Consider the following 25182-nt stretch of genomic DNA (forward strand, 5'->3'; position numbering starts at 1 on the left):
AGTGAAAAAAAAGCCGTTCCCCCGAGGCGGAACGGCTGCGGACACATCCTTCAGGGACGGTCATTCATCAATTGTGCTGATCGAGAGAGCTCTCCCGTCATCAGGTCAGTGGTTGCCATGCAAGCGCTGGCAAGGCAACGTCAACCATTTGTTAACCCTAACAAAATGCGTTGGCATGAAAATCGCATCACTCTCTTCAGGAGGCATCCTGAGGGACATGAATGTCCCAAAAGAGAACAAAAGGACGAATGCGATGAAGCACACGGCTGGCCTGGACATATACGCCTACTGGAACGAATTGCGCGGCGGACGATCCGCCCCGAAGCGCGAAGATATCGATCCGGTAAAGCTGAAACACCATCTGGGAGATCTCTTCATCCTCTCAGACGCCGGACAGGCGTGTCCACGCTTTCGCCTGGCGGGAACCCGTGTCTGCGCCCTGTTCGGCCGCGAACTTCGCGACAGCAGTTTCTCGGATCTCTGGCTTGCGGAAAACGCCGCCTTTGCCTGCCGGATCGCCCAGGGGGTCATGCAACACACGTTGCCCGTGCTGTTCACCGCCGAGGCCGAGGATGAGTATGCGCCATCGCCGCTGAATTTCGAAATGCTGCTGCTGCCGCTGCGATCGGATCACAGCGAAGCGCCAAGGCTTCTGGGAGCCCTCCTCCCAGAAAAGCCCCGCCCTGAATTTGCGTCGCCGATCGACAGCATGGCGTTGATCAGCAGCAATCTCCTGCGCATCGAAACCTTCGGCAGCGAGCCGCTGGATCGTTATCGCCACCCCTGAAGCGTGCTGGTGGCCGATGTGTCACCAAAAGAGACAAGACCCGCAAAACTGGTGAGAATTCTATGCTTTAACAAACATGGTCTGTTAACTCGGATGCGGTAAAGACAATCAATCATCGTCTTTTATCGTTATATTGCGGCCAATGTTCTCATCCCGTTCGATCAATACAGCCCCTATCGTCCGCCCGGTCGAGGAGACCGGTATCGAGAATGCCGTTCGCATCGGTTTCTCGGGCCGGCTGATGCTGCCCGATCATCAGGAATATGATTGCACCGCAACGGAAATGACCGCTGAAAAAGCGCAATTCACCTGCTCGGCCATGGCGCGCAACGGTGATCGAGTGATTGCCTATCTGCAGCACATCGGCAGAATTGAAGGTACAATCGTCACCGTAACGACGGCAGGGTTTATCATCGCCATCAATGCGCCCGAGCGCAAACGTGAAAAGCTCGCAGCCCAGCTCGCCTGGATCGCCAAGCGCCAGATGCTTGGCCTGCCGGAAGACCGTCGCCACGACCGTCTGACGCCACGCAACGCCAAGGCTCAGTTGATGCTGGAAGACGGCGCGCTCGTGCCATGCCGTCTTATCGACCTGTCGCTATCGGGTGCAGCCGTCGAGATCGACGACCGTCCTGATCTCGGCAGCAGGGTCCAGCTTGGCAAGCACATGACCGGCAAGATCGTCCGACACTTCATGGAGGGCGTCGCCATCGAGTTCGACCGGGTTCAGTCGGCCGACGCACTGATCGAGTTTCTCTGAACCGCAAACCGTCGCGACCGCGTTCAGCATCAGATTATAAAAGCCTGCCGTTCCCCACGGCAGGCTTTTTCGTTTGCGGCACGTGAACGCCAGATCCGCACGTCAAGGGCAGAGCCAGAGACGGCACGAGAACTGCCACAACGTTTCGAGCACGTTCCTGAACAGAACCGCAAATGCGCCATCGGCCTGTACCATTTCTGACCGGATTCCACGCTTAGCCCAGGACCAGAAACCCGCTCCAAGTATTTTTCCCGAAAAAAATCATTTTTTCGAAGATTTTTTTCGATGCCTTTTCTGGCTGTACCAAGCTGAAACGGTCATCCCAAAATGGGAAGCATCCTCAAAAACCACAGCTTTTCTCATGCATTCCCTGAGGCTCCCACCTCTGACGGAACCAAAAAAAATCATTTTATACAGAGAGATAGATACCTACCAGAAGGCTAACGGAGAGATCGATAAAATTGTAATAAAATTCGATTCAAATAAACCTCAAAACAATCGAAAATACATCTCAAAACAACGGCAAATTTGCTTAAAACGAAGCTCAAATTGACCCGCCTATATTTCCGCACGGTCAAAATATACCTGCGAATGTCTCCCCAACACAGGGAGACAAGCAATGAACAAGAACAAGCGTTTCGGTTTCTTTCTGATTGCATTCATCGCCAGCGCCTTCGCACAGCAGGCTTTCGCGTCACCGGCAGCCGTCATGCGCGTCATCGGCAAAGCCAACCCGCCGATCGGCCATTACGAGTTCTGCCAGACCTATCAGAGCGAATGCCGTCCGACCTCGCTCGACAACGGTCCGATGAAGCTGACGGAAGATAGCTGGAAGACCATTCTTGACGTCAACTACACCGTGAACACCACGATCACGCCGATGACCGACATGGAAATCTACGGCGTTGAAGAGCGCTGGGCTTACCCGACCACGGCTGGCGATTGCGAAGACTTTGTTTTGCTGAAGCGCAAGATGCTGATGAACAAGGGCATCTCCCCTTCCAACCTGCTCATCACCGTCGTTCTTCAGCCAAATGGCCAGGGCCATGCCGTTCTGACGGTTCGCACCGACCGCGGCGACTTCATTCTCGATAACATGCGCAACAAGGTCATGAACTGGTCTGAGACGGAGTACACCTACCTGAAGCGTCAGGACAGCGCCAATCCGGGCCGCTGGGTGAAGATTCAGGACGGCCGCGCCACCACGGCGGTCGGCGGCATCAACTGACCTGAAAAGACCATCGCCGGCTTTGAACCGTCGGCGGACAAGAACTCCCTGTAAAAGAAAAGCCGGCCCCTCAACGGGACCGGCTTTTCTGATTCAGCAAGACTTGAAAGACGGCTCAGAGAAGGCCGAGTTCAGCCAGTTCCCGTCTCAGCTCCAGCGGCATATCTTCGCCGCCGCTACTTGTTCCGCCGAGATCACGTGGCGCTTCGGGATCGTTCAGGTAACGCCAGCCCTGAAACGGGCGTTTTGGCGCGGGTGACGTCTCGATCACCTCAGGGCCGAGCACCAGATCGCAGCGGGAAATACCGTCTTCACCCTTGAAGGAGCGAATATCGAGAAGCTTCTGGCGCGCCTGCACCTGCCCTTTGATGACCCAGTAGAGCGAGCCGCCATCGAGCAGCTCTTCGACGCGCTTGGGGATCATCCGGGTCGTATGGACGCTGTGCGGCTCAAGGCCTGCCGCAATATTGATAAGCGAGCGCTGCGATACCCAGTCCCGAAGGTCCTCGATCGAATCCGCGCCGACGCAGAGTTTTATGAGATGGAGAGGCATGGCTCTATCAATGCCTTTTTGGTCTGGGCGTCAAGCATGGGAATGTGGGCGGGACCTGAAGTCCCGCCGTTCAACATTCGACGACATTGACGGCCAGACCGCCGGTCGAAGTTTCCTTGTACTTCTCGCTCATGTCGTTGCCAGTCTGCCGCATCGTCTCGATGCAGGCGTCGAGCGGCACGAAATGCTGGCCATCGCCCTTGAGCGCCAGAGATGCCGCCGTCACCGCCTTGACGGCGCCGAGTGCGTTTCGCTCGATGCAGGGCACCTGCACCAGACCGGCAATCGGATCGCAAGTCATGCCGAGATGATGCTCGAGAGCAATTTCAGCAGCATTTTCGATCTGCTCTGGCGAACCGCCCATGACGGCGGCAAGTCCCGCGGCAGCCATGGCGGCGGCAGAGCCCACTTCGCCCTGACAGCCGACTTCCGCGCCGGAAATCGAGGCATTGTGCTTGATGATGCCGCCGATGGCCGCAGCCGTCAGCAGAAAGTCCCTGACATCGTCGACCGTTGCATCTTCGTGGAAATGGCGGAAATAGCGTACCGTTGCCGGCACAACGCCGGCTGCACCGTTGGTCGGGGCAGTAACGACACGTCCGCCCGCGGCGTTCTCCTCGTTCACCGCCATTGCATAAACGCTCAGCCAGTCATTCGCCATGACCGGATTGAGCCGGTTGCTGCGCCATTCAGCATTGAGCTTTTCATAGATGGAATGGGCGCGGCGCCGAACCTTCAAACCGCCGGGCATGATGCCTTCGACCTTCAGCCCCCGCTCGATACAGCCGTTCATCGCCTCCCAGATCTGGTCGAGACGAGCATTCAACTCGTCACGGGACACGACGGTTTCTTCGTTTGCGCGCTTCATCTGCGCAATGGTGCGGCCGGAGCGCTGCGCCATGTCGAGCATTTCGCGTGCTGTGGCAAACGGATACGGCACGCGCGGACCGTTATCGATGGTCTTGCCGCGCTGACGAATGGCGTCCAGTTCCGTGTCGGTGACGACGAAGCCGCCGCCAACCGAATAATAGATGCGCTTCACAAGCAGCCGGTCCTGATTGTCGTACGCCGAGAAGGTCATGCCGTTGGCGTGACCGGGCAAAGGGTTCTTCTTGTCATAGACAAGATCTTCCGCCGGACGGAAGGTGTAGGACGGATGGCCGGGCGGCGAAACAATGCCGCTTTTCTCGACCTCGGCAATGATGCCGTCCATCGCATCCGGATCGACGAGATCAGGACGCTGACCCGTCAGGCCCAGGATCACCGCGCGGCCGGTTCCATGTCCGATACCGGTAAAGGCAAGCGATCCATGCAGCGTGACGCGGAAACGGGCAACGGTGGCGCCGGCAGGGCGTGGCCATTCATCGCTGAGGATGAGATCGAGAAAACGGTTTGCTGCGGTCATCGGCCCCATCGTATGGGAGCTCGAAGGACCGATACCGATCTTGAAGACGTCGAAGACCGAAAGAAACATGACATTGCCCTGAAGAATAGATTCACATGGCCATCATATCCAATGCCCTGACGGATCGCCACCGGTGCATTGGCCCGAAAGGCAGAACGCAATTTTCGGAAAAATCCGACGTGTCGGCAAGAACGAAGAGCGTCATGGGCTGAAACGGCTGCGACATATTCGAAGCCAAAACGAAAACAGCACGGTCTCCAGAGGAGAACCGTGCCGTTTCAAAACCTGTCATTCAGGAGAATGCTTATGGGCTGCCAAAAATGTACGTCAATGCGAGAAATGCGGCAAAGCCTGCAAGTGCGCGTAGTGTAACGCCCCAGCAAGATTTCTGAGCGGTTTCTTCCATGATTACTCCAGCTGTTCACTCTCCGGGCGGCCTTCAGCTCAGCCCGTTGGTGAAGCATTTATTAAAATCTCGCGGCGAACGCAAATGCAAAAAACGGCGAAATGTAGGCATTTGCGATAAGCTGCCATTCGCGAGGCGCATAGCTACATGAAAAAACAAGGCCTTAGCAGCGGGCATTTTTCCCACCCGATTTTCTGACCGCCGCAATTTAGACCAAAGTGTAACTGTTCGATGAATGCAGCGCAAAACGGGCTGTTGATAACCTCTGTTCGGCGACGGCTGCCAAGGGCTTGAAAGCCCCGTCCCGCTGCTTTATCCCGTCGAAAAATTGAACTGGAAACGAGGCAACACAGTCGATGCAAGCAGCGTCATCTTTTCCCGATCGCGAAACCGTAGCGTCGAAACTGGCGTCCTTGTCTCCAGAGGACAAATCCTGGCTCGCACTGTTGATGGAAAATGCCGTGCAGGACGAAAACCTGCTGGAAGGCGTCCATCTTTATCTCGACCAGCAGGCGGGAGCGCCTTTCCTGAACAGCCTGAAACTGGAAGCCTGCGGTGAGTGGATCGGCGCCAACGCCCCTGCCCGCCTGCAGATCAGGCTGGCAGAGATAGCAAAAGCCGGCCAGCATCCGGCCTATCTGGCATTCCGCAAAGGCCTGACAAAATCGGCCGGCCTTGAGAAAGCCTACCCCAAGGCGCCGATCTGAGGCGTCGGGTTACCCGATTTCAATCCGGCACCTTCTCGACCACGGCGATGATCGGTCCCATCTGAAACAGCGAATCCCGGCGCTTCATCGCCGGTATCTCGACGCTCGAAATCGTGCCGTCGAGATAAAGCGCGTTGGGGGAATCGAGCACATCTCGAAACAGGGTGGCAAAATCGTAGAAGCGAACCGTGCTTTCCGAGATCACGAAATGCACGACGCCGTCGCGCGAAACGCCAACACCGTTGCGACGCTTGAAACTGTCGCTATCCGGCAGGAAACGTGAGTGAAGCTGGTCGTCGATCACCAGCATCGGCCCGGACTGCGTCGCGAAATCCGGCTTCATCCCCGCCGCAACATAGGCCTCTGTCGCCAACACGCCGGCCGTTTGCCCGTTGAGGTAAAACACCCCGTTCGGCAGCAGATGGAAATTGCCCCAACCATCATTGGTGACAATCGGTGAGCGCTCGACACCGTTTTCGATGAAGAGCCCAACCGGCGAATAGTCTTGATGGTACATGCCGCCATTCATGGCAAAGACGCTGAACATGTGTTGTCGCCACAGGCCGGACGAGAGACTGGCAAAAGAGCCATATCCCTCACCGGAGACATGGTCGCGATCATAGATCCGGATGTCGTTTTGGGTCGGATCGAAACTGCAAACAAGATAGCGGCCGCCGGCGTGGTCAATGGCCTTGCAAAAATCCGGCTGCGCGCCAGCATCAGCCGAGAACGGCAACAGCAGCGGCACCAGCCACGTCATCAGTCTTTTCATCTATTGTCCGTTCACGCCTTCGCGCCAAAGCAACGGCGCGATTCTTTCAGCGCGGACTTTGCGGGCAGAATGCGGGCAAAGAAAAGGCGCCGCCCTGCATGCAGGGTGACGCCCTATCCGGAAAAGGGAAGAATTCTTAGCGACGGGCGGCGCGATCTACGCTGCGGCCGGCGTCCTGCGTCGCATCAACAGCATTTGCCGTATCCCGGCCCACGCCGCGGATGGTGTTGCCGCAAGAGCTGAGTGTCACGACTGTTACGATGGCGACGGCAAAAACAGAAACGATGCGTGTGATCATGTAAATAACTCCCCTAAGGCTTGCCGCTCCAGGGCAAGCACCAATGTGATAAGCCTCACAGTAACGTGAGCCGTAAAAAACGGTTCCATCGGCAATTCAAAAAATACAACCGCGAAATTAACCGGGTTTTGAAGCTCTGCAGGCATGGTCTTTCAAACTGGAAAAAGCGCGTGAACGAAATGAGCGAACCGAACAAGCGATTGCTGGTGATGACGGCGGGTGGTGCCAACCCGAACGTGATGATCAACGCTCTCGCGGCCCATTTTCCGGATATCCATGTTTTTCTGGAAAACCCTGAAGGCAAAGGCGAGATCTTCAAGCGTCGTGCACGCCTCCTCGGCTGGCTGACTGCCGCAGGCCAGATGGGCACGATGGTTGCCTCGAGGCTCGGCAAACGTTTCACCGCCAGACGAACGGCTGAGATCATTGCCGAACACGGCCTCAACGCAGAAATCGGCAGCGCGATCCCGGTGGCGCGCTTTTCCTCCCTGAACGATGAAGACTGCCACAGGGCAGCCGAAAAACTGCAACCTGCCGTGATCTTCACCATCTCGTGCCGGATCTTGAAGCCCAGGACATTGGCAAGTTTTGAATGCCCCGTCATCAACTTTCATGCCGGTATAAACCCGGCCTATCGTGGCCAGATGGGTGGTTACTGGGCACTGGTGGAAAATGACAAAGGCAATTTCGGTGCGACGGTGCATCTCGTCGACAAGGGCGTCGACACAGGCGCAACGCTTTATGAAATGCGCCTGAAACCGGCACGCAACGACACGATTTCCACCTACCCCCTGCTCCTCACAGCCGGATCGATCGATATCGCCGTCAGCGCCATCGAGGATGCACTGTCAGGAAGCCTGTCGCCGCAGCCGCCTTTGCCGGGAAAATCCGTACTGCGATATCCGCCACCCCTGTGGACCTGGCTGTGGAACGGCGTGACGCGACGCATCTGGTGATCCGTCGCCGGACAAACGCCCAAGCCGCGTCGCAGATGCAAGGCTGTCTTGCCGCAACGGGTAAAGACGCAACCGCAAAAACGTGCATGATAATCAAAAGGAACATGCACAAATTGTCCAGAATTTCAGCCTCCATAGAAGCCTCACCGGCGCAGGTGCTGGGCTCCGAGAGCCTCGCAAACCTCTTTCCGCCAGCAACCGCCGTCTACCTGACCGACCTCGGACCGACGTCACAGGACAGGCTTGTCGAAGCCGCGAAGCATCTGCGCGATCTGGGTTACAACCCGGTTCCGCATTTTGCCGCCCGCAGGCTCCCATCGCGTGACAGGTTCGAGACGCTGGTCAAACGTCTCGCCGACGAAGCGGAGCTGACAGATGTGCTTGTCATTGGCGGCGGCGTGGGCAAGGCCGCAGGCCCGTTCTCGTCCAGCATGGAGCTTCTGGAAACGGGAATCTTCGACAGTCTCGGCATCAGGCGCATCGGCGTTGCCGGTCACCCGGAGGGCAGCCCCGATTTCAGTGAGGAGACCGCACTCGCAGCCCTGAAGTTCAAGCAGGATTTTGCCGAACGCAGCGACGCCTCGATGCATATCGTCACGCAGTTCGGCTTTGACGCTGCCCGCTTCATAGGCTGGGCAGAAGGCCTTGCCGCCTCCGGCATCGATCTGCCTGTGCATATCGGCGTTTCCGGCCCGGCCAAGATCACCACTCTGGTGAAATACGCAGCATTATGCGGGGTCGGGAACTCGATCGCCTATCTCAAGAAGAACGCGCTCTCCCTGACCGCGCTGGCCAAGGGCCACTCGCCGGAAGGTGTTGTCAGCCCGATCGAGAGACACTGGCTGGAAAACCCGGCAGGCCCCATCCGCCAGATTCATGTCTTCCCATTCGGCGGGCTGCAAAAATCGGCAGAATGGCTGAGGGAGCGCGGAAGCTGGCAATCGAACGCCGACGACCGCAATAACCTACCCGGCTCTCTCGCCGGGTAAGGGTCCTTCGTACCATCAGGCGGCTTTGGCAGCATCGAGAAACGCGTTGCGAATGCTCTCGGCAACGGCCTGGATAGGGCGTGACGGCTTTTCTCCGACGATCAGGCGAATATCGAAACAGCCGAGTTCGGGAAGCCCTTCCTTGTCCCCGAGAATGACCATGTCGTTCTGCACATAGGATCGCGGCAACGGCGCAATGGCGAGATCGGCGATGATCGCCGCACGCTGCGCCATGGTGTGACCGCTGAGATAGGCGACGCGGAAATTGCGCCCGCGCTTTTCAAGCGAGTTGATTGCCTCGGAACGCCAGATGCAACCTTCTTCCCATATGGAAATCGGCAGCGGATCGCGAAGATGGGCCGTTCCGCATTTTGCCCCCGTCCAGACAAGACGTTCGCGCATCAGCACCTCGCCGGTATCGCGCAGCGGATGGGAGGCACAGTTCACAAGCGCCAGATCGAGGCGCTGCTCATCCATGCGCTTATAGAGATTGGAACTGGAATCGATCGTGACATCGATCATGATGCCCGGAAACGCCTCGGCAAAACGCTTGAGAATGCCAGGCAGAAGCCCGCGCTCACCAATGTCTTCAGGCGCACCGAGGCGCACGACGCCAGAAAGCTCCGGCATGACAAAGCGCGACACGGCCTCGTTCGACAAGGCAATCATGCGTCGCGCATAAGTCAAAAGCGTCTCGCCATGCGCCGTCAGCGTCACGGAGCGGGCATCGCGCAGGAACAGCGTCGTCTTCAACTGTTCCTCGAGTTTCTTGATCTGCATGGAAACGGCGGATGGCGTTCTGAACACCACTTCGGCGGCCGTGGAAAAATTTCCGGTTTCGGCAATCGCCACGAAGGTTCTCAAAATGTCGTTGTCCAACAACGGCAGGGGTTGGCGGAACGTAACGGTCATAGCGCTCACCTTCAAATATTTTGATTTATAGATGGATATCATTTCGTTTGATTGAATGTCAACAATCCTGCACGATCCCAGTCAACAAGGAGGCGCCAGCAAAGAATGCACGACATTCATGGCGTCCACCTCGCCAAGTTCTCCGCTTCCCCTGGTGGGCGGAAAAGCAAGCCTGTCTTGCAGCACAGACGTTCTCAGGAACGATGCATAACATTGATGAATGATATAAAATTCATTCGTTTGATTGATGAAAAATCCAGGCGCATACCGGAATGGTAATCGAGATCGTGGTTACGGAAAGGACCAAGAGATGACCATGGTACACACGCATCCAACCGCAAGCCGTTCAAGTGCACGGCTAATATCAACCGTCTGGCTGCACCGTCTGGCCGGCTATGTTTCGGAGTTTGCTGCCGCACGGCGCCGCGCCAGAATGATGCGCGCACTGGAAGCACTGCCCCCTGAGACATTGAAGGATATTGGATGGCCAACGACGGACAACAACCGCGCCCGTATCGTGCGCAAATAGAACAATGACGGCTCGCAATCGAAAAATGATTGCGAGCCGCATTTTTATTTTCGGAAAGAAGCCCTTCCAGCACCGGGCGATGCCTATTTTAAAAGCGGCCTGACGCCTCTTTTCAAAGCGATCAGCAAAATTTGCATATTTCAAAAGCGCTTTTTTGACAGCCCCATATCCGCGACGTATTTTGCGTCTAATATGTCGCATACAGGATATCCAGAACACCAATTCCAAGCGAGGAATTGCGTATTCGCAAAGGAGCCGGGCAAATGAGCAAATCGTCCCAAAAGAAACGCTCGATCGTCTTTTTTCTTGTTCCGCAATTTACCCTGCTGCCGTTCACGGCCGCCGTCGAAACGTTACGCATCGCCAATCGTATGCTGGGCTACAAGGCCTATGAATGGCGCCTTGCGTCTGCCGATGGCCAGAAGGTCATGTCATCGAGCGGCATCTGTCTTGAGGCCGACACCTGTCTTGCCGACGAGCGGCGCTATGTCAGCGGTGAAAACCGGCCTGAAATGGCGATCATCTGTTCCGGCATCGATGTCGATCAATACCACAACAAATCCGTCAACGCCTGGCTTCGCGAAGGCTACAACCGTGGCATTTCGATCGGAAGCCTCTGTACGGGCGCCCATATCCTTGCTCAGGCGGGCCTGTTGAACGGCAAGAGATGTGCGATCCACTGGGAAAACCTGCCCGGCTTTTCCGAAGCCTTCCCGCAGGTGGAAGTCTACGCCGATCTCTACGAAGTCGATTCCAACATCTACACCTGTGCCGGCGGCACCGCGTCGCTGGACATGATGCTGAACCTTCTCAGACAGGATTTCGGCGACAACCTCGTCAATCGTGTCTGCGAACAGCAATTGACCGACCGTGTCCGCAACCCGCACGACCGCCAGCGTCTGCCGTTGCGCGCGCGCCTCGGCGTGCAGAACAACAAGGTCCTGTCGATTATCGAACTGATGGAAAGCAATCTTGCCGAACCGCTGTCGCTGCTCGACATCGCCGATGGCGCCGATCTTTCCCGCCGCCAGGTCGAACGCCTGTTCCGTCAGGAAATGGGTCGCTCCCCTGCCCGTTATTATCTCGAAATCCGCCTTGACCGGGCCCGCCACCTTCTCGTTCAGTCGGCCATGCCCGTGGTCGAGGTCGCGGTTGCCTGTGGTTTCGTCTCCGCCTCGCATTTTTCCAAATGCTACCGGGAAATCTACAACCGCACCCCGCAGCAGGAACGGGCAGAACGCAAGCTGGTGCTCAGCGCATCCCGCATGGCCGCAGCAAGCCAGGGTAAAGCCGCGCACTGAAAGCGCGGCTTCAGCATTGCCTCCTGCCAATCGGTTTCAATGATCGCCCTGCCGCCGGATCATAATCCGAGTTACGAGGTTCAGGACCGCCCCACATTCATGAGAACGGCCTGACGGCATGGACCAGATCCTCAGCCGTGAGACCAGGTCCTGCCCTTTGCCCCGCCTCGCCGTGCAGCCAGACACCGGCTGCCGCAGCCTCGAAAACGGGCACGCCCTGCGCAAGCAAGGCACCAATGATCCCGGCCAGCACGTCGCCAGATCCGGCCGTTGCCAGAGACGGCGGCGCATTCGTATTGACGAGTGCTCTGCCATCCGGCGCGGCGATGACGGTATCCGCTCCCTTGTAGACGACGACAGCCCCGCTGCGCGCCGAAGCTGCCTGTGCCCGTTCGACCTTGCCAAGTGTGACATCGCCCGCAATGTCAGGAAACAGCCGCGCGAATTCGCCCTCATGCGGCGTCATGACGAAGTGCCCCTTACCTGACGCCATCAGCGCAAACAGGCTTTCCGGCTTTTCCTTGAACGCCGTTATGCCATCCGCATCGAGAACAAGTGAGGCGTCACCGAGAAGAGACATGAAAGCACGCGCCTTCTCAAGATCGCCAAAGCCGGGACCGAGAACGAAGGTGGCGTGTCGTTTATCCCGCAGCCAAAGACCAAGTTCCTCGACGGTGTCGAGTGGCGACGTCATCACCGCAGTCAGCGTGATTGACAGAATATCCAGTGCGGTTTGCGGGGCAGCCACCGTGACGATGCCGGCTCCAGCCTTCAGCGCGGCAAGCGACGTCATGCGCGCCGCACCCGTGGCGTGCGGCGGCCCGGAAAAGACAGTCAGATGACCCCGTTTGAACTTGTGCGTTTCCGCATCAGGTCGCGGCAAGGCGTGTTGCCACAACTGCGGATGATTTTCTGCCACCTTTCCGGCCTGCGCGGCAAGAATACGTTGGGGGATGCCGATGTCGAACACCTCAAGCACGCCGCACAATTCCCGCCCCGGCAACAAGACATGACCGGGCTTGCGCATCATGAACGTCACGGTTCGCGCCGCAGCGAACGCCGCCCCGAGCGCAACACCCCGTCTGCCGCAAAGCCCTGAAGGCAAATCCACAGCAATGACCGGAAGCTTCGCTGCCGCAATAGCCTCGATCAGCCGCTTCACCTCCAAGGGTACATCACGGGAAAGCCCGGCCCCGAAGATGGCATCGACCACCACATCACCGACACGCGGTTCGTAATTAGCCAGGGGCAAAGGCCTCGTTCCGCTCCGCTCATAGGCAAGACGGGCGTCGCCCTTGAGATTTGAAGCGTCTCCCAGCTGATAGACAGCGACGTCGGCGCCGGCGGCCGCTAGCTCGCGCGCAGCCACGTAACCGTCGCCACCATTATTGCCGCCCCCGCACAGGACCACGAAACGGTGAGCGTCGGGATAATGCCTGAGCGCTGCCGCGGCCACAGCCTGCCCGGCCTGTTCCATCAGGCCAAACAGGGCAATTCCGGACTGTCCCGCCGCCGCATCGACGCGGGACATGGCTTCAGGATCGATGAGGCAGAGAGAGGATTGGAAGATCATGCCCGAATATTCACCTCAAAACACACCGAAAGGCAATCGACACAAAAATGGGCAAAACAGAAAGATATAAATTAATGCACATGCACAAAATATAACCACAACATGATTTCCAAACCGCACTTCAACGCGAATATGGCACAGCTCTAAAATACGGAAAATACGTCACATTTAACTCGGTTTTTTCCGATTTTTGCGAGAAAATCTCTCAAAACCACCCGGAAGCGCATGCATTTTGCCTGCAACTGTCCCTGAAACGAACTTTTTTCTTCACGCCCGCTTCCGATCTGGCACAATACGTGCATTCTTGTCGCAGAGCGGGAATAACCTGCTTTAACGGGAGAAGCGGAGAGATATTTTCTCATGAAAAAGATCGAAGCGATCATTAAGCCTTTCAAGCTCGATGAAGTGAAGGAAGCCCTTCAGGAAGTCGGACTGCAGGGAATCACGGTCACGGAAGCAAAAGGCTTTGGTCGTCAGAAGGGCCACACTGAACTCTACCGCGGTGCAGAGTACGTTGTGGACTTTTTGCCGAAAGTGAAAGTCGAAGTTGTATTGGCGGATGAAAATGCGGAAGCCGTTATCGAGGCAATCCGCAACGCGGCTCAGACCGGGCGCATCGGCGACGGAAAGATTTTCGTTTCCAATGTGGAAGAAGTCATCAGAATTCGAACCGGTGAAACAGGCGTGGACGCCATATAATCAAAACCAAATCCTGAGCCGGGGAGGCTCAGGTTTTTCACCTCGTCATCATCACACTCAAGGAAATCCTATATGACGACCGCAAACGATATCCTGAAGCAGATCAAGGACAACGACATCAAGTTCGTAGACCTGCGCTTTACCGATCCCAAGGGCAAGCTGCAGCACGTCACGATGGATATTTCGTGCGTCGACGAAGACATGTTCGCTGACGGCGTCATGTTCGACGGCTCCTCGATCGCAGGCTGGAAGGCCATCAACGAGTCCGACATGGTGCTGATGCCCGATCCGGCAACTGTCCACATCGACCCGTTCTTCGCGCAGTCCACCCTCGTTATCCTTTGCGATATCCTCGACCCGATCTCCGGCGAAGCCTATAACCGCGACCCGCGCGGCACTGCCAAGAAGGCAGAAGCCTACCTCAAGGCTTCCGGTATCGGCGATACCGTCTATGTCGGCCCCGAGCCTGAATTCTTCGTCTTCGACGACGTGAAGTACAAGGCTGACCCTTACAACACCGGCTTCAAGCTCGATTCTTCCGAACTGCCGTCCAACGACGACACCGACTACGAGACCGGCAACCTCGGCCACCGTCCGCGCGTCAAGGGCGGCTACTTCCCCGTACCGCCGGTCGACAGCCTTCAGGACATGCGTTCTGAAATGCTGACGGTTCTGGCCGAAATGGGCGTCGTTGTTGAAAAGCATCACCACGAAGTGGCCTCCGCCCAGCACGAACTGGGTGTGAAGTTCGACACGTTGGTTTCCAGCGCCGACAAGATGCAGATCTACAAGTACGTTGTGCACCAGGTCGCCAACGCCTACGGCAAGACGGCAACCTTCATGCCGAAGCCGATTTTCGGCGACAACGGCTCGGGCATGCACGTTCACCAGTCGATCTGGAAGGGTGGCAAGCCAACCTTCGCAGGCGACGAATATGCTGGCCTGTCGGAAAATTGCCTTTACTACATCGGCGGCATCATCAAGCATGCCAAGGCAATCAACGCCTTCACCAACCCGACCACCAACTCCTACAAGCGTCTGGTGCCGGGTTACGAAGCGCCGGTTCTGCTCGCCTACTCCGCGCGCAACCGTTCCGCATCGTGCCGTATTCCGTTCGGCTCCAACCCGAAGGCAAAGCGCGTCGAAGTTCGCTTCCCTGACCCGACCCAGAACCCCTACCTCGGTTTTGCGGCGATGCTCATGGCTGGCCTCGACGGCATCAAGAACAAGATCCACCCCGGCAAGCCGATGGACAAGGATCTCTACGACCTGCCGGCCAAGGAACTGAAGAAGATCCCGACCGTCTGCGGTTCGCTGCGCGAAGCACTTGAAAGCCTGGACAAGGATCGCAAGTTCCTGACCGCCGGTGGCGTGTTCGATGACGACCAGATCGACAGCTTCATCGAGCTGAAGATGCAGGAAGTCATGCGCTTCGAAATGACGCCGCATCCTGTCGAATTCGACATGTACTACTCGGCCTGATTACTCTTCGGACGCCGTATCAAGGCGCCCGGACCGGTTTCGGCGGCTTTCCCAGGAAAGCCGCCGTTTTCATTTGAAACAAAGCCTGCTGATAAAAACCATGTCCACATCCCCCGCCTCCCAGCCCGCTGCCCGCACGACCGACTGGTTGATCTTTCTGGCCGTTCCGATCTTCTTTTCAAGCAACGTCATTTTCGGGCGCGGCGTCATCGGAGAAGTCTCGCCGTTCACGACGGCTTTCATTCGCTGGATCGGCTCCAGCCTGATCATTGCACCCTTCATGATTGCCGACTGGCGCAACTGCGTTCAGTTCATCACGAAGAAGACCGTGCTGTGGCTCTGCCTCGGCATTCTCGGCATGGGTATCTGCGGCGGCGTGGTCTATTGGGGGCTGACGGAAACAACCGCCTCAAACGGTACGCTGATCTACACGACTTCGTCGTTGTTCATCATCCTCTTCCAGCGGATCTTTCAGGGACGGAAGATCAAGCCGCTGGAAATGATCGGCATGATGATCGCCTTTGTCGGCGTCGGCGTGATCGTTCTCAAAGGCGACGTCAATGCGCTGTGGCATCTGAATTTCAACATCGGCGATTTCGCCATCCTGACCGGGGCGATTTCGTTTGCGATCTACTCCATGCTGTTGCGGGAGCCCGCAGCCCGCAGCATGGCTTCCCTCAGCCTTTTTGGCCTGATCGCCTTTTCCGGCGCGCTGGTTCTCTTGCCGCCTGCGGCAATCGAGGTCGCGCACGGCGGCATGCTGCCAACCACCCTCACCGCCTGGGCCAAAATCGGCGGCATCATCCTCTTCGCGTCGCTGCTGGCATTTTATTGTTTCACCCATACGGTGCGGGTTTTCGGCCCTGCAACGGCAGGCATCACGCTCTACATGATGCCGCCGATCTCGATCGTCATGGCAACCATGTTCCTCGGCGAGACCTTTGAAACCTACCATGCCATCGGCATCGTGCTGGTCACTGGCGGTGTCGTCCTTTCCACGGCGCCAATCGGGCGCCGATAGGCCGCGATCCGCCGGCCCGGCACCTCAAGCACTTGATATTTCCTTACGCGCCCCCACATCATGTAGGGAAAGGAAGGTCATGCCATGAAACAACGAGACGCAAAATTCACGCTTGGTGAGATCGTTCGCCATAAGGTGTTTCCGTTCCGAGGTGTGATTGTCGATGTCGACCCGGAATATGCCAACACCGAGGAATGGTGGAACGCCATCCCTGCGGAAATAAGACCGGATCGCGACCAGCCGTTTTATCATCTTCTAGCTGAGAACGAGGAAACGGAATATGTCGCCTATGTCTCTGAACAGAACCTTGTTCATGATGACAACGAGACACCGTTGAGAAACCCGAACATCGGACGCCTCTTCGACAAGGCGCCAAACGGTGAATGGCGACCGAAGATGTCGACTGCGCATTAAGCGCCTGACGACAAGCGGTCATCGCGCACCTCATCGCACCAGGGCATAAAAAAACCGGTCTGTTTCCAGACCGGTTTTTTCTTTCGCCATAAGCGAGAAATCAGGGCTTCGGAGCAGCCTTGGCAGCGTCCTGAGCGGCTTCGAGCTTCTTGCGAGCCTCTTCAGCCTTCTTCTGCATGCCTTCCTGCAGGGTACGCTGGCTTTCAGCGAGCTGCGACTGGGTGATCGGCGCGCCGTCATAGGCACCGGTGAAGCCAGTGAGGGCAATCTTGATCGGGTTCGGCGCACGGCGGAAGTTGATCGAGGTAAAGACAACCTCGCTACCCTTCTTCAGCGAAGCGATCATTGCATCTGTGAGCGGGATTTCGGCGGTGCACTTGTCGGGAAGGCAGACAGCGTAATCAAGCTTCTGGCCCTTGCCGCCATCGATCTGCATCTGCACGCCCGGAGGAATGAGACGCGCGGTCGGTACGGAAACCTGAAGCAGCTTGCGGTTGACCTTGCCTTCGACAGTGATGAGGCCGACAGCGGTGATCATCTGGCCGTTCTGGGCAAGAACCACGTTCTGCACGACGCAGACGTCGTTGTCTTCCTGCTTGGAGCAGGTCTTGAACCAGCCGAGCGGCGGAGCGCCAGCCGGTGCGGCAGCTTCCTGCGCCTGCGAAACAGCCGGAGCAGCAACCGCGCCCAGAGAAAGAACGAGAGCGGACAGAGCCGTCCGGGTGAAAATGTTTGCCTTTTGCATCATAAGAGTTCCGTCTCCTGAATGTCTGCCGGAACAGAACGCAAGGTCCTGCTTGTCGATGGCGGTATCCTTCTGCCCGTTCAACTGTCGTTTAAATGAGGCAAATGCGTGACCCGTCTCTTCCGGCCACCCTGTTACATGCCGTTCGGCGCGATATCCAGCGTTTCTTTAACTTTTTCTTGAGCGGAGGCAAGATTTCGGGCCCTTGCCTGCCTTCCCGGCGGGCTTGTGTTACAGTCCGGCCAGAATCAGACCGGCAGTTGAGACAGGATAGTGAAATGCGCAACCTTGCGGCCCTTATTCCCGCATTGTTTTTTTCGAGCGTCGCCTTTGCGCAGCCGCTTCACGGGATTTCCATGCACGGTACTCCCGCCCTTTCGCCGGACTATAAACACTTCTCCTACGTCAACCCGGACGTGAAGAAGGGTGGACGCGTCTCCTATGGCGTCGTCGGCACCTTCGACGCGCTCAATCCCTTTGTACTCAAAGGAATGCGCACGACCGCACGCGGCGTATGGGACCCTGAATTCGGAAATCTGCTTTACGAACCCCTGATGCAGCGTTCGAATGACGAGCCGTTCTCGCTCTATGGCCTGCTGGCGGAAACCGCCGAATGGGATGAGGAGCGCACCTTCATCCAGTTCAACCTCAATCCCAAGGCAAAATGGTCTGACGGGCAGCCGGTGACGCCTGACGACGTGATCTTCACCTTCAATCTTCTGAAGGAAAAAGGCCGCCCACCCTTCGACAGCCGGCTGAATGGCGTCGAAAAAATGGAAAAGATCGGCGATCACAGCGTTCGTTTCACCTTCAACGACAAGGCGAACCGCGAAACGCCGCTGATTCTTGCCTCTTCCACCCCGATCCTGCCGAAACACGCGATCGATCCGGAAAAATTCGAACAGGCAGGCCTTGGTCCAGTCATCGGCTCCGGCCCTTATCGAATCAAGACATTGCGACCAGGCGAACGAATCGTCTGGGAGCGGAACCCGGATTACTGGGGCAAGGACATTCCGGCCAAGGTCGGTTTCGACAATTATGATGAAATCAGCGTGATGTATTTCCTGCAGGTGCCGACAATGTTCGAAGCCTTCAAGAAGGGCGACATCGACATCTACCCGGAAGGCGATGCAATCAACGGCACCTCCGACACCTCGCACTGGGGTCAGGCCTATAACTTTCCCGCCGTGCATCGTGGCGACATCGCCAAGGACGTCTTCCAGCCGAAGTTGCCGTCCGGCATGTTCGGTTTCATCTTCAACACGCGCCGCTCCGTCTTCGCCGATGAAAAGGTGCGCGAAGGTCTGTCCTATGTGCTCGATTTCGAATGGCTGAACAGGAACATTCTGGGCGGTGCCTTCAAGCGCACCCAGAGCTACTGGCAGAATTCGCCGCTTGGCGCTTACGGTAATGCGGCCGATGAGCGGGAACTCACCCTGCTTGGCGACGCGGCAAAACGACTGTCGCCAGAGTTGCTGGCCGGCACCTACGCCTTACCGGAAACCGATGGTTCCGGCGTCGACCGCAAGGTTCTCAAGATGGCGGTGGATACGCTGAAAGAAGCGGGCTACACCATCAAGAACGGCCGGATGACCAATGCGGACGGACGCCCGCTGACGTTCGAGGTGATGACCCAGAATCCGGCACAGGAGCGCATCGCACTTGCCTATCAGCGATCACTGAAGCTGATCGGGGTCGACATGGCGATCCGCTCGGTTGACGATGGCCAATATCAGGCGCGGTCGAACAGTTTCGACTACGACATGATTATCCGTTCTTACCCCTCGTCCCTGTCGCCGGGTGCAGAGCAGTTGAACCGCTGGAGTTCTCTGTCGAGAGACGCCCAGGGCAGCTTCAACTATGCGGGTGCGGCTGATCCCGATATAGACCGGATGATCGATGCCCTGTTACAGGCCCGCTCGACAGAAGATTTTCAGGCGGCTGTCCGCGCTTATGACCGCCTGCTCGTCGCCGAACACTTCGTCATCCCGCTCTATTACATCGGAGCGCAGTGGGTGGCACGCTGGAAGTATATCGAACGACCGGACATGACACCGGTGTTCGGCAATCAGAAACAGACCTGGTGGGATGCGCGCGCACAATAGCCGCGCCGCCGGTCGGAAATTCGGAGAAAAACCATGGAACGCATCGTTATCGACGTCGTATCGGATATGGTCTGCCCCTGGTGTTACCTCGGCAAGGCACGACTCGATCTTGCCATCGCCGAAGTGCAGGATGAAGTCAGTGTGGACGTGAACTGGCGTCCCTACCGCCTCAACCCGGATTATCCGCCGGAAGGCGTCGACCAGAAAGCCGCTCTCGAGGAAAAGCTCGGCAAGGAGCGTCTCGAGCAGGCGCATACCACGCTGACGCAGCTCGGCAAGGAAATCGGCATTCACTACGATTTCGATGCCATCAAGATCGGCCCGAACACGCTCGATGCGCACCGCCTTTCACTCTGGGCGCACGCCGAAGGTCGCGACATCCAGGAAAAGGTCGTCAACGGCCTGTTCAAGGCGAATTTCGAAGAAGGCCGCAATATCGGCGACCATACGGTTTTGACCGACGTTGCTGAAAAGGCGGGCATGGACCGTGCCGTAGTTTCGCGACTGCTGGCATCGGATGCCGACAAGGACACCGTACTGGCAGAAATCGATGCCGCCCAGCAGATGGGCGTTTCCGGCGTGCCGTTTTTCATTCTCGATCAGAAATACGCGATAAGCGGCGCGCAAACGCCCGATGTCCTGATTGCTGCACTGCGGGATATTGCAAAAATGAAGGCTGAAGAGCATAGAGCGATGAACTGACGGCAAACGCCGGCAGTTCTATCCTGAACGATATGCTGTTGGTGTTTTCCCATGTCAGACCAGTCCCTGAAGGGCATCCTGCTCGCCTTTGCTGCTTTCGCCGCATATGCCTGGAGTGATGCCAGCGTAAAACTCATCGAAGGGCAGCTTTCGCCGATCCAGTCCGCGTTTTTTGGCGCCTTTTTCGGTCTGTTTGCCCTGCCCTTCATTCGCAAACGCAACGACCGCTGGGTTGACATCGTCAGGACGACCAATCGTCCGCTCTGGCTGATCCGCTTTTTTGCCTCGGGTATCGGCGCGGTCGGCAGCGTCACCGCCTTTACCCATCTGTCGATGGCCGAGGCCTTCGCGTTGATCTTCCTGCTTCCCTCCTTCGTTACCATCATGTCGGTGGTATTCCTGAAGGAGCAGGTCGGCATCAAGCGCTGGTCTGCGGTCCTCATCGGTTTTGCCGGTGTTCTGATCATCCTGCGCCCCGGTTTTCGTGAGCTGTCGATCGGCCATCTCGGCGCCATTCTCGGCGGTTTCGGCGGCGCGCTGACCATCGTGATTTTCCGTGCCATGGGACCGTCGGAAAAGAACATTTCGCTTTATGGCGCAGGCGTTCTGGGCTGTCTCGTCATCTGCGGCATCGCCATGGTGCCGACATTCGCCCCGCCAACCGGTCATCAATGGCTGCTTCTCGCCGGTTACGGCCTGCTTGGCGCGCTCGCCAACGTGCTGATCATGTATGCAGCACAATACGCGCCGGCCGCGATGATTGGCCCAACACAATATAGCCAGATGCTCTGGGCGATCTTTTTCGGTTACCTGATTTTCGGTGACCACGTCGATGGCTGGATGCTGGTCGGCATCGTTCTCATCGTCGGTTCCGGTCTCCTGACGCTGGTTCGCGAAAAGCAGCGCAAGGTTCCCCTGCCCACATCCATTGCCGCCACCGACCAGAACGTCGCGGTGGCAATGACACCGCAAGACGGCGACGACAGCAAGGCGAGCTGAGAAACCTCAGCTCTTTGCCAATTCCGCAAGCTGGGTCATGACCATGGCTGCACCCGTAAGACGCTTTTCCGGCGTCGGCAGATCGCGGGTCAGGAACAGGCTGTGGTCCGGCCTGATCTTCGCCATGGAACCCTGCTTGCCGATATAACCGACCAGAGCCGCCGGGTTCGGGAATTCCTTGTTGCGGAACTGCACGACAACGCCCTTCGGGCCGGCATCCAGCTTCTCGACATTGGCGATGCGGCACAGCGACTTGATGTAGACGATCTTCAGAAGATGCTGGACTTCCTTCGGCAACGGGCCGAAGCGGTCGATCATTTCCGCGCCGAAACCATCGATCTCCGAAATATCGGCCAGTTCGCCGAGGCGGCGATAGAGACCCATACGCAGATGCAGATCCGGTACGTAATCTTCCGGGATCATCACCGAGGTGCCGACGGAGATCTGCGGCGACCAGCCGGTGTCCTGCACCTCTTCATCGCCCTTCACTTCCGCAACAGCTTCTTCCAGCATCTGCTGATAAAGCTCGAAACCGACTTCCTTGATGTGGCCGGACTGCTCCTCGCCAAGCAGGTTGCCCGCACCGCGAATATCGAGGTCGTGGCTGGCGAGCTGGAAACCGGCGCCCAGCGTATCGAGCGATTGCAGAACCTTCAGGCGGCGTTCCGCCATCGTGGTCAGAACCTTGTTGACAGGCAACGTGAACAGCGCGAAAGCGCGCACCTTCGAACGACCGACGCGACCGCGAAGCTGGTAAAGCTGCGCCAGGCCGAACATGTCGGCACGGTGCACGATCAGCGTGTTCGCGGTCGGCACATCAAGACCGGATTCGACGATGGTGGTCGACAGAAGCACATCATATTTGCCGTCATAGAAGGCATTCATGATGTCTTCGAGTTCACCAGCCGCCATCTGTCCGTGCGCCACGGCCACCTTCAGCTCCGGCACATCCGATTGCAGGAAGGCGTGGATATCGGCGAGATCGGCAAGACGCGGGCAGACGTAGAAGCTCTGGCCACCACGATAATGCTCGCGCATCAGGGTTTCGCGGATCACCAGCGGATCGAACGGTGAAATGAAGGTACGCACCGCCATACGGTCGACCGGCGGCGTAGTGATGAGCGAGAGTTCGCGCACACCAGTCATGGCAAGCTGCAGCGTACGCGGAATGGGCGTGGCCGAAAGCGTCAGCACATGCACGTCGCTTTTCAGTTCCTTCAGCCGTTCCTTGTGCTTCACGCCGAAATGCTGCTCTTCATCGATGATGAGCAGGCCGAGATTGGCGAAGCTGATGCCCGCGCCGAGAAGCGCATGCGTACCGACGACGATATCGGTCTTGCCCTCTGCAACTTCCTTTTTGGTCAGCGTCAGTTCCTTGGAGCCGACAAGCCGCGATGCCTGCTGCACACGGATCGGCAAACCACGGAAACGTTCCGAGAAGGTGCGGAAGTGCTGGCGCGCCAGAAGAGTGGTCGGCACGACCACCGCCACCTGCACGCCGTTCATGGCGGCAAGGAAGGCGGCGCGCAGCGCCACTTCCGTCTTGCCGAAACCGACGTCGCCGCAAATCAGGCGGTCCATCGGGCGTCCGGCGCCCAGATCTTCGCGAATGGCGTCGATGGCGTTGAGCTGGTCTTCCGTCTCGTCATAGGGGAACCGGGCCGCAAACTCATCGTAGAGCCCGTCCGGCGCCGTCAGCGCCGGTGCATGACGCACCATGCGCGCAGCAGCGATGCGAATAAGATCGCCCGCCATATCCAGAAGCTTCTTCTTGAGCTTGGCCTTGCGCATCTGCCATGCGCCACCGCCGAGCTTGTCGAGCTGCGCTTCGGCTGCATCCGAACCATAACGCGACAGAAGATCGATGTTTTCGACCGGCAGGAACAGCTTGGCCTCATCGGCATAATGCAGTTCCAGGCAGGCGCGTGGTGCACCCGCTGCTTCGATGGTGCGCAGTCCGACAAAGCGGCCGATACCGTGCTCGGCATGGACGACGAGCGATCCCTCATCGAGACCTGCGACTTCGGAGATGAAGTCGGCACCGCGCTTGCGGCGCTTGGACCGGCGCACCATGCGGTCGCCAAGAATATCCTGCTCACCGATGACGGCGAGAGTGCCTGTTTCGAAACCGGCTTCAAGGCTGAGTACGGCGGACGCCGCCTCCCCCTTACCGAGCTTTTCGATCTCTTTCAGCGATGCCACCGGCTTGATCTTCTCAAGCCCGTGCTCGTTCAGCACCTGAAGCAGACGGTCGAGCGAACCCTCCGACCAGCCGGTGATCAGGACTTTCCAGCCTTTGGCTCGCCGTTCGGCAATGTGCTTGACGGCGAGATCGAAGACATTGATCCGCTCTTCATCGCCTGTCTCGGTCGGCGGACGTGCCCACCGCGGCCCGACATGCGCATCGAGCGTGGCGACCGGCCGGCCCTGCGTGTCGTGTTCGTTGAACGGCGTCAGGCGAACGGCATTGACCTCGGCGAGAGCCGCATCGAAGTTCTTGCCATCGAGGTAAAGCTGACCGGGCGAAACGGGCTTGTAAGGTGCGCCCTGCGTAGCACCCTTCGTTTCACCGGAATTGCGGCGCGCTTCGTAATAATCGAGAACGAGCTTGGAGCGTTCCTTGGCCGCTTCGCGCGCCGTATGATCGGTGACGATGCGGAAACCCTTGAGATAATCGAAGGCCGTTTCCAGCGTTTCATAAAACAGCGGCAGCCAATGTTCCATGCCGGCATAACGGCGGCCTTCGGACACAGCCTGATAGAGCGCGTCGTCGCGGGTCGCCGCACCAAACAGCGACAGATAATTCTTGCGGAACCGACTGATCGTATCCGGCGTCAGCGTTACCTCGCTCATCGGATTGAGATCGAGAGAGCGGGCCTGACCGATGGTACGCTGGCTGGCGGGATCGAAGGTACGGATGCTTTCCAGCGTATCGCCGAAGAAATCGAGGCGCACGGGTTCTTCCGTACCCGGCACGAACACATCGAGAATACCGCCGCGCACGGCAAATTCGCCGACCTCGCGCACCGTCGCCACCCGGTCGAAACCGTTGCGCTCAAGCCGTGCGGCAATCTCTTCCATACGAATCTGATTGCCGGGCTTTGCCGAGAAGCCGAGGCTTTCGATGATGTCGCGGGGCGCCATCTTCTGCAGCATGGCATTGACGGTGACGAGCACGATCGCCGGATGCGGCTTTTTCGCGTGGTTGATGAGACCGGACAACGCTGCCAGCCGCCGCGCCGAGGTATCGGCGCTGGGCGACACGCGGTCATAGGGCAAGCAGTCCCATGCCGGCAGCGTCAGGACCGGAATATCGGGCGCGACAAAACCGAGGATCTGCTCCAGATCGGCCACACGTTGCCCGTCCGACATGACGTAGGCTACGGAGGTTCCCGTCCGCGCCATGTCTGCAAGCAGCAGCGCTTCCATACCCGAAGGCACGTTTCCGATGGTCAGCGGCGTATCGGCCGACGCGACCAGCTTGACATCGAATCCGGCAATCATGTTTCAGGCTTTCGCTTTTTCGGCTGTGACGATGTCGAAGTCCGGACGGTAGGACGCAATCTTCTCGAACAGCGGCGTCTGGAATTTCTCCGGCACCGGCAGAGCGCCCGTCACCATCTTGACCAGGTCGTTATCCTCTTCCGCCATGATGATTTCAAGCTCATCGAGCTGCTCTTCAGACAGATCGGCAATGTGGTCTTCCGCGAACTGGCCAAGCACCAGATCCATCTCGCGAATGCCCCGGTGCCAACAGCGATAAAGTATCCGCCTGCGCCTCGGTTCGAGGTCCGCACTCGTCCGCACCAGTCCAGTCATCGCATTCACCTTTCGGTTGG

24 protein-coding genes are annotated in these 25182 nt (G+C 57.8%); 15 read left to right on the forward strand and 9 right to left on the reverse strand.

Going from position 1 to position 25182, the window contains the following annotated elements; genetic code table 11:
* Positions 1 to 253 precede the first annotated feature (253 nt).
* From FY156_08810 to FY156_08820, 3 genes are all read left to right on the forward strand, one after another.
* Positions 254 to 787, forward strand: coding sequence for a PAS domain-containing protein (locus FY156_08810; GenBank protein UXS03092.1), 534 nt, complete (start codon positions 254 to 256; stop codon positions 785 to 787).
* A gap of 142 nt (positions 788 to 929) precedes the next feature.
* The gene (locus FY156_08815; protein UXS01565.1) at positions 930 to 1547 is read left to right on the forward strand and encodes a PilZ domain-containing protein; all 618 of its coding nucleotides are present in this window, start codon (positions 930 to 932) and stop codon (positions 1545 to 1547) included.
* 619 nt (positions 1548 to 2166) lie between these two features.
* On the forward strand, positions 2167 to 2775 hold the full coding sequence (locus FY156_08820) for a transglutaminase-like cysteine peptidase (GenBank protein ID UXS01566.1): 609 nt from the start codon (positions 2167 to 2169) through the stop codon (positions 2773 to 2775).
* A 115-nt stretch (positions 2776 to 2890) separates the two neighbouring features.
* On the opposite strand, the gene FY156_08825 is transcribed toward FY156_08820, so the two are convergent.
* Both FY156_08825 and FY156_08830 read right to left on the reverse strand, forming a co-directional pair.
* Complete coding sequence (locus FY156_08825; GenBank protein ID UXS01567.1) at positions 2891 to 3328, reverse strand: DUF1489 family protein; 438 nt, start codon at positions 3326 to 3328, stop codon at positions 2891 to 2893.
* Between the two features lie 70 nt (positions 3329 to 3398).
* On the reverse strand, positions 3399 to 4802 hold the full coding sequence (locus FY156_08830; protein UXS01568.1) for an L-serine ammonia-lyase: 1404 nt from the start codon (positions 4800 to 4802) through the stop codon (positions 3399 to 3401).
* A gap of 693 nt (positions 4803 to 5495) precedes the next feature.
* Here FY156_08830 and FY156_08835 point away from each other — a divergent pair.
* On the forward strand, positions 5496 to 5846 hold the full coding sequence (locus tag FY156_08835; protein ID UXS01569.1) for a hypothetical protein: 351 nt from the start codon (positions 5496 to 5498) through the stop codon (positions 5844 to 5846).
* Positions 5847 to 5865: 19 nt separating this feature from the next.
* Here FY156_08835 and FY156_08840 read toward each other — a convergent pair whose 3' ends face one another.
* Both FY156_08840 and FY156_08845 read right to left on the reverse strand, forming a co-directional pair.
* Entirely contained in the window at positions 5866 to 6618 is a 753-nt protein-coding gene (locus FY156_08840; protein ID UXS01570.1) for a phosphodiester glycosidase family protein, read from the reverse strand.
* 136 nt (positions 6619 to 6754) lie between these two features.
* Positions 6755 to 6916 (reverse strand): entericidin A/B family lipoprotein, encoded by a 162-nt coding sequence (locus FY156_08845; GenBank protein UXS01571.1) that lies wholly within the window; start codon positions 6914 to 6916, stop codon positions 6755 to 6757.
* 179 nt (positions 6917 to 7095) lie between these two features.
* Here FY156_08845 and FY156_08850 point away from each other — a divergent pair, with 179 nt between their 5' ends.
* Together FY156_08850 and FY156_08855 are read left to right on the forward strand one after the other, a co-directional pair.
* Positions 7096 to 7872: a formyl transferase gene (locus tag FY156_08850; GenBank protein ID UXS03093.1), complete on the forward strand. Its 777-nt coding sequence runs from the start codon at positions 7096 to 7098 to the stop codon at positions 7870 to 7872.
* Between the two features lie 86 nt (positions 7873 to 7958).
* Positions 7959 to 8861: a methylenetetrahydrofolate reductase gene (locus FY156_08855; GenBank protein UXS01572.1), complete on the forward strand. Its 903-nt coding sequence runs from the start codon at positions 7959 to 7961 to the stop codon at positions 8859 to 8861.
* 15 nt (positions 8862 to 8876) lie between these two features.
* Here the strand turns inward: FY156_08855 and FY156_08860 are convergent, their stop codons facing one another.
* Positions 8877 to 9773, reverse strand: a complete 897-nt coding sequence (locus FY156_08860) for a LysR family transcriptional regulator (protein ID UXS01573.1) — start codon at positions 9771 to 9773, stop codon at positions 8877 to 8879.
* A gap of 310 nt (positions 9774 to 10083) precedes the next feature.
* Between FY156_08860 and FY156_08865 the strand changes: the two genes are divergently transcribed.
* Together FY156_08865 and FY156_08870 are read left to right on the forward strand one after the other, a co-directional pair.
* Positions 10084 to 10302 carry a DUF1127 domain-containing protein gene (locus FY156_08865; GenBank protein UXS01574.1) on the forward strand — a complete coding sequence of 73 codons (219 nt, stop codon included), beginning with the start codon at positions 10084 to 10086 and terminating at the stop codon, positions 10300 to 10302.
* Positions 10303 to 10565: 263 nt separating this feature from the next.
* Positions 10566 to 11603: a GlxA family transcriptional regulator gene (locus FY156_08870; protein ID UXS01575.1), complete on the forward strand. Its 1038-nt coding sequence runs from the start codon at positions 10566 to 10568 to the stop codon at positions 11601 to 11603.
* 97 nt (positions 11604 to 11700) lie between these two features.
* Here FY156_08870 and FY156_08875 read toward each other — a convergent pair whose 3' ends face one another.
* Positions 11701 to 13176, reverse strand: a complete 1476-nt coding sequence (locus FY156_08875) for an NAD(P)H-hydrate dehydratase (GenBank protein ID UXS01576.1) — start codon at positions 13174 to 13176, stop codon at positions 11701 to 11703.
* A gap of 360 nt (positions 13177 to 13536) precedes the next feature.
* On the opposite strand from FY156_08875, the gene FY156_08880 reads away from it, so the two are divergent.
* From FY156_08880 to hspQ, 4 genes are all read left to right on the forward strand, one after another.
* Complete coding sequence (locus FY156_08880) at positions 13537 to 13875, forward strand: P-II family nitrogen regulator (GenBank protein ID UXS01577.1); 339 nt, start codon at positions 13537 to 13539, stop codon at positions 13873 to 13875.
* Between the two features lie 72 nt (positions 13876 to 13947).
* Positions 13948 to 15357, forward strand: coding sequence for a type I glutamate--ammonia ligase (glnA, locus tag FY156_08885; protein ID UXS01578.1), 1410 nt, complete (start codon positions 13948 to 13950; stop codon positions 15355 to 15357).
* Between the two features lie 88 nt (positions 15358 to 15445).
* Positions 15446 to 16378, forward strand: coding sequence for a DMT family transporter (locus FY156_08890; protein UXS03094.1), 933 nt, complete (start codon positions 15446 to 15448; stop codon positions 16376 to 16378).
* Positions 16379 to 16462: 84 nt separating this feature from the next.
* Positions 16463 to 16792, forward strand: coding sequence for a heat shock protein HspQ (gene hspQ / locus FY156_08895; protein UXS01579.1), 330 nt, complete (start codon positions 16463 to 16465; stop codon positions 16790 to 16792).
* 100 nt (positions 16793 to 16892) lie between these two features.
* Here hspQ and FY156_08900 read toward each other — a convergent pair whose 3' ends face one another.
* The gene (locus FY156_08900; GenBank protein ID UXS01580.1) at positions 16893 to 17540 is read right to left on the reverse strand and encodes an invasion associated locus B family protein; all 648 of its coding nucleotides are present in this window, start codon (positions 17538 to 17540) and stop codon (positions 16893 to 16895) included.
* 275 nt (positions 17541 to 17815) lie between these two features.
* On the opposite strand from FY156_08900, the gene FY156_08905 reads away from it, so the two are divergent.
* Genes FY156_08905 through FY156_08915 form a run of 3 tightly spaced genes read left to right on the forward strand, consistent with a single transcriptional unit; the run spans position 17816 to position 21343 of the window.
* Positions 17816 to 19642, forward strand: a complete 1827-nt coding sequence (locus FY156_08905) for an ABC transporter substrate-binding protein (GenBank protein UXS01581.1) — start codon at positions 17816 to 17818, stop codon at positions 19640 to 19642.
* Between the two features lie 33 nt (positions 19643 to 19675).
* Entirely contained in the window at positions 19676 to 20344 is a 669-nt protein-coding gene (locus FY156_08910; GenBank protein ID UXS01582.1) for a DsbA family protein, read from the forward strand.
* Positions 20345 to 20395: 51 nt separating this feature from the next.
* Entirely contained in the window at positions 20396 to 21343 is a 948-nt protein-coding gene (locus FY156_08915; protein ID UXS01583.1) for a DMT family transporter, read from the forward strand.
* A 6-nt stretch (positions 21344 to 21349) separates the two neighbouring features.
* Here the strand turns inward: FY156_08915 and mfd are convergent, their stop codons facing one another.
* Together mfd and FY156_08925 are read right to left on the reverse strand one after the other, a co-directional pair.
* Positions 21350 to 24847, reverse strand: coding sequence for a transcription-repair coupling factor (gene mfd, locus FY156_08920; protein UXS01584.1), 3498 nt, complete (start codon positions 24845 to 24847; stop codon positions 21350 to 21352).
* Between the two features lie 3 nt (positions 24848 to 24850).
* Entirely contained in the window at positions 24851 to 25162 is a 312-nt protein-coding gene (locus FY156_08925; GenBank protein UXS01585.1) for a succinate dehydrogenase assembly factor 2, read from the reverse strand.
* Between the last annotated feature and the right edge of the window lie 20 nt (positions 25163 to 25182).

The sequence above is a fragment of the Agrobacterium tumefaciens genome (genome assembly GCA_025559845.1).
Lineage (GTDB): Bacteria > Pseudomonadota > Alphaproteobacteria > Rhizobiales > Rhizobiaceae > Agrobacterium.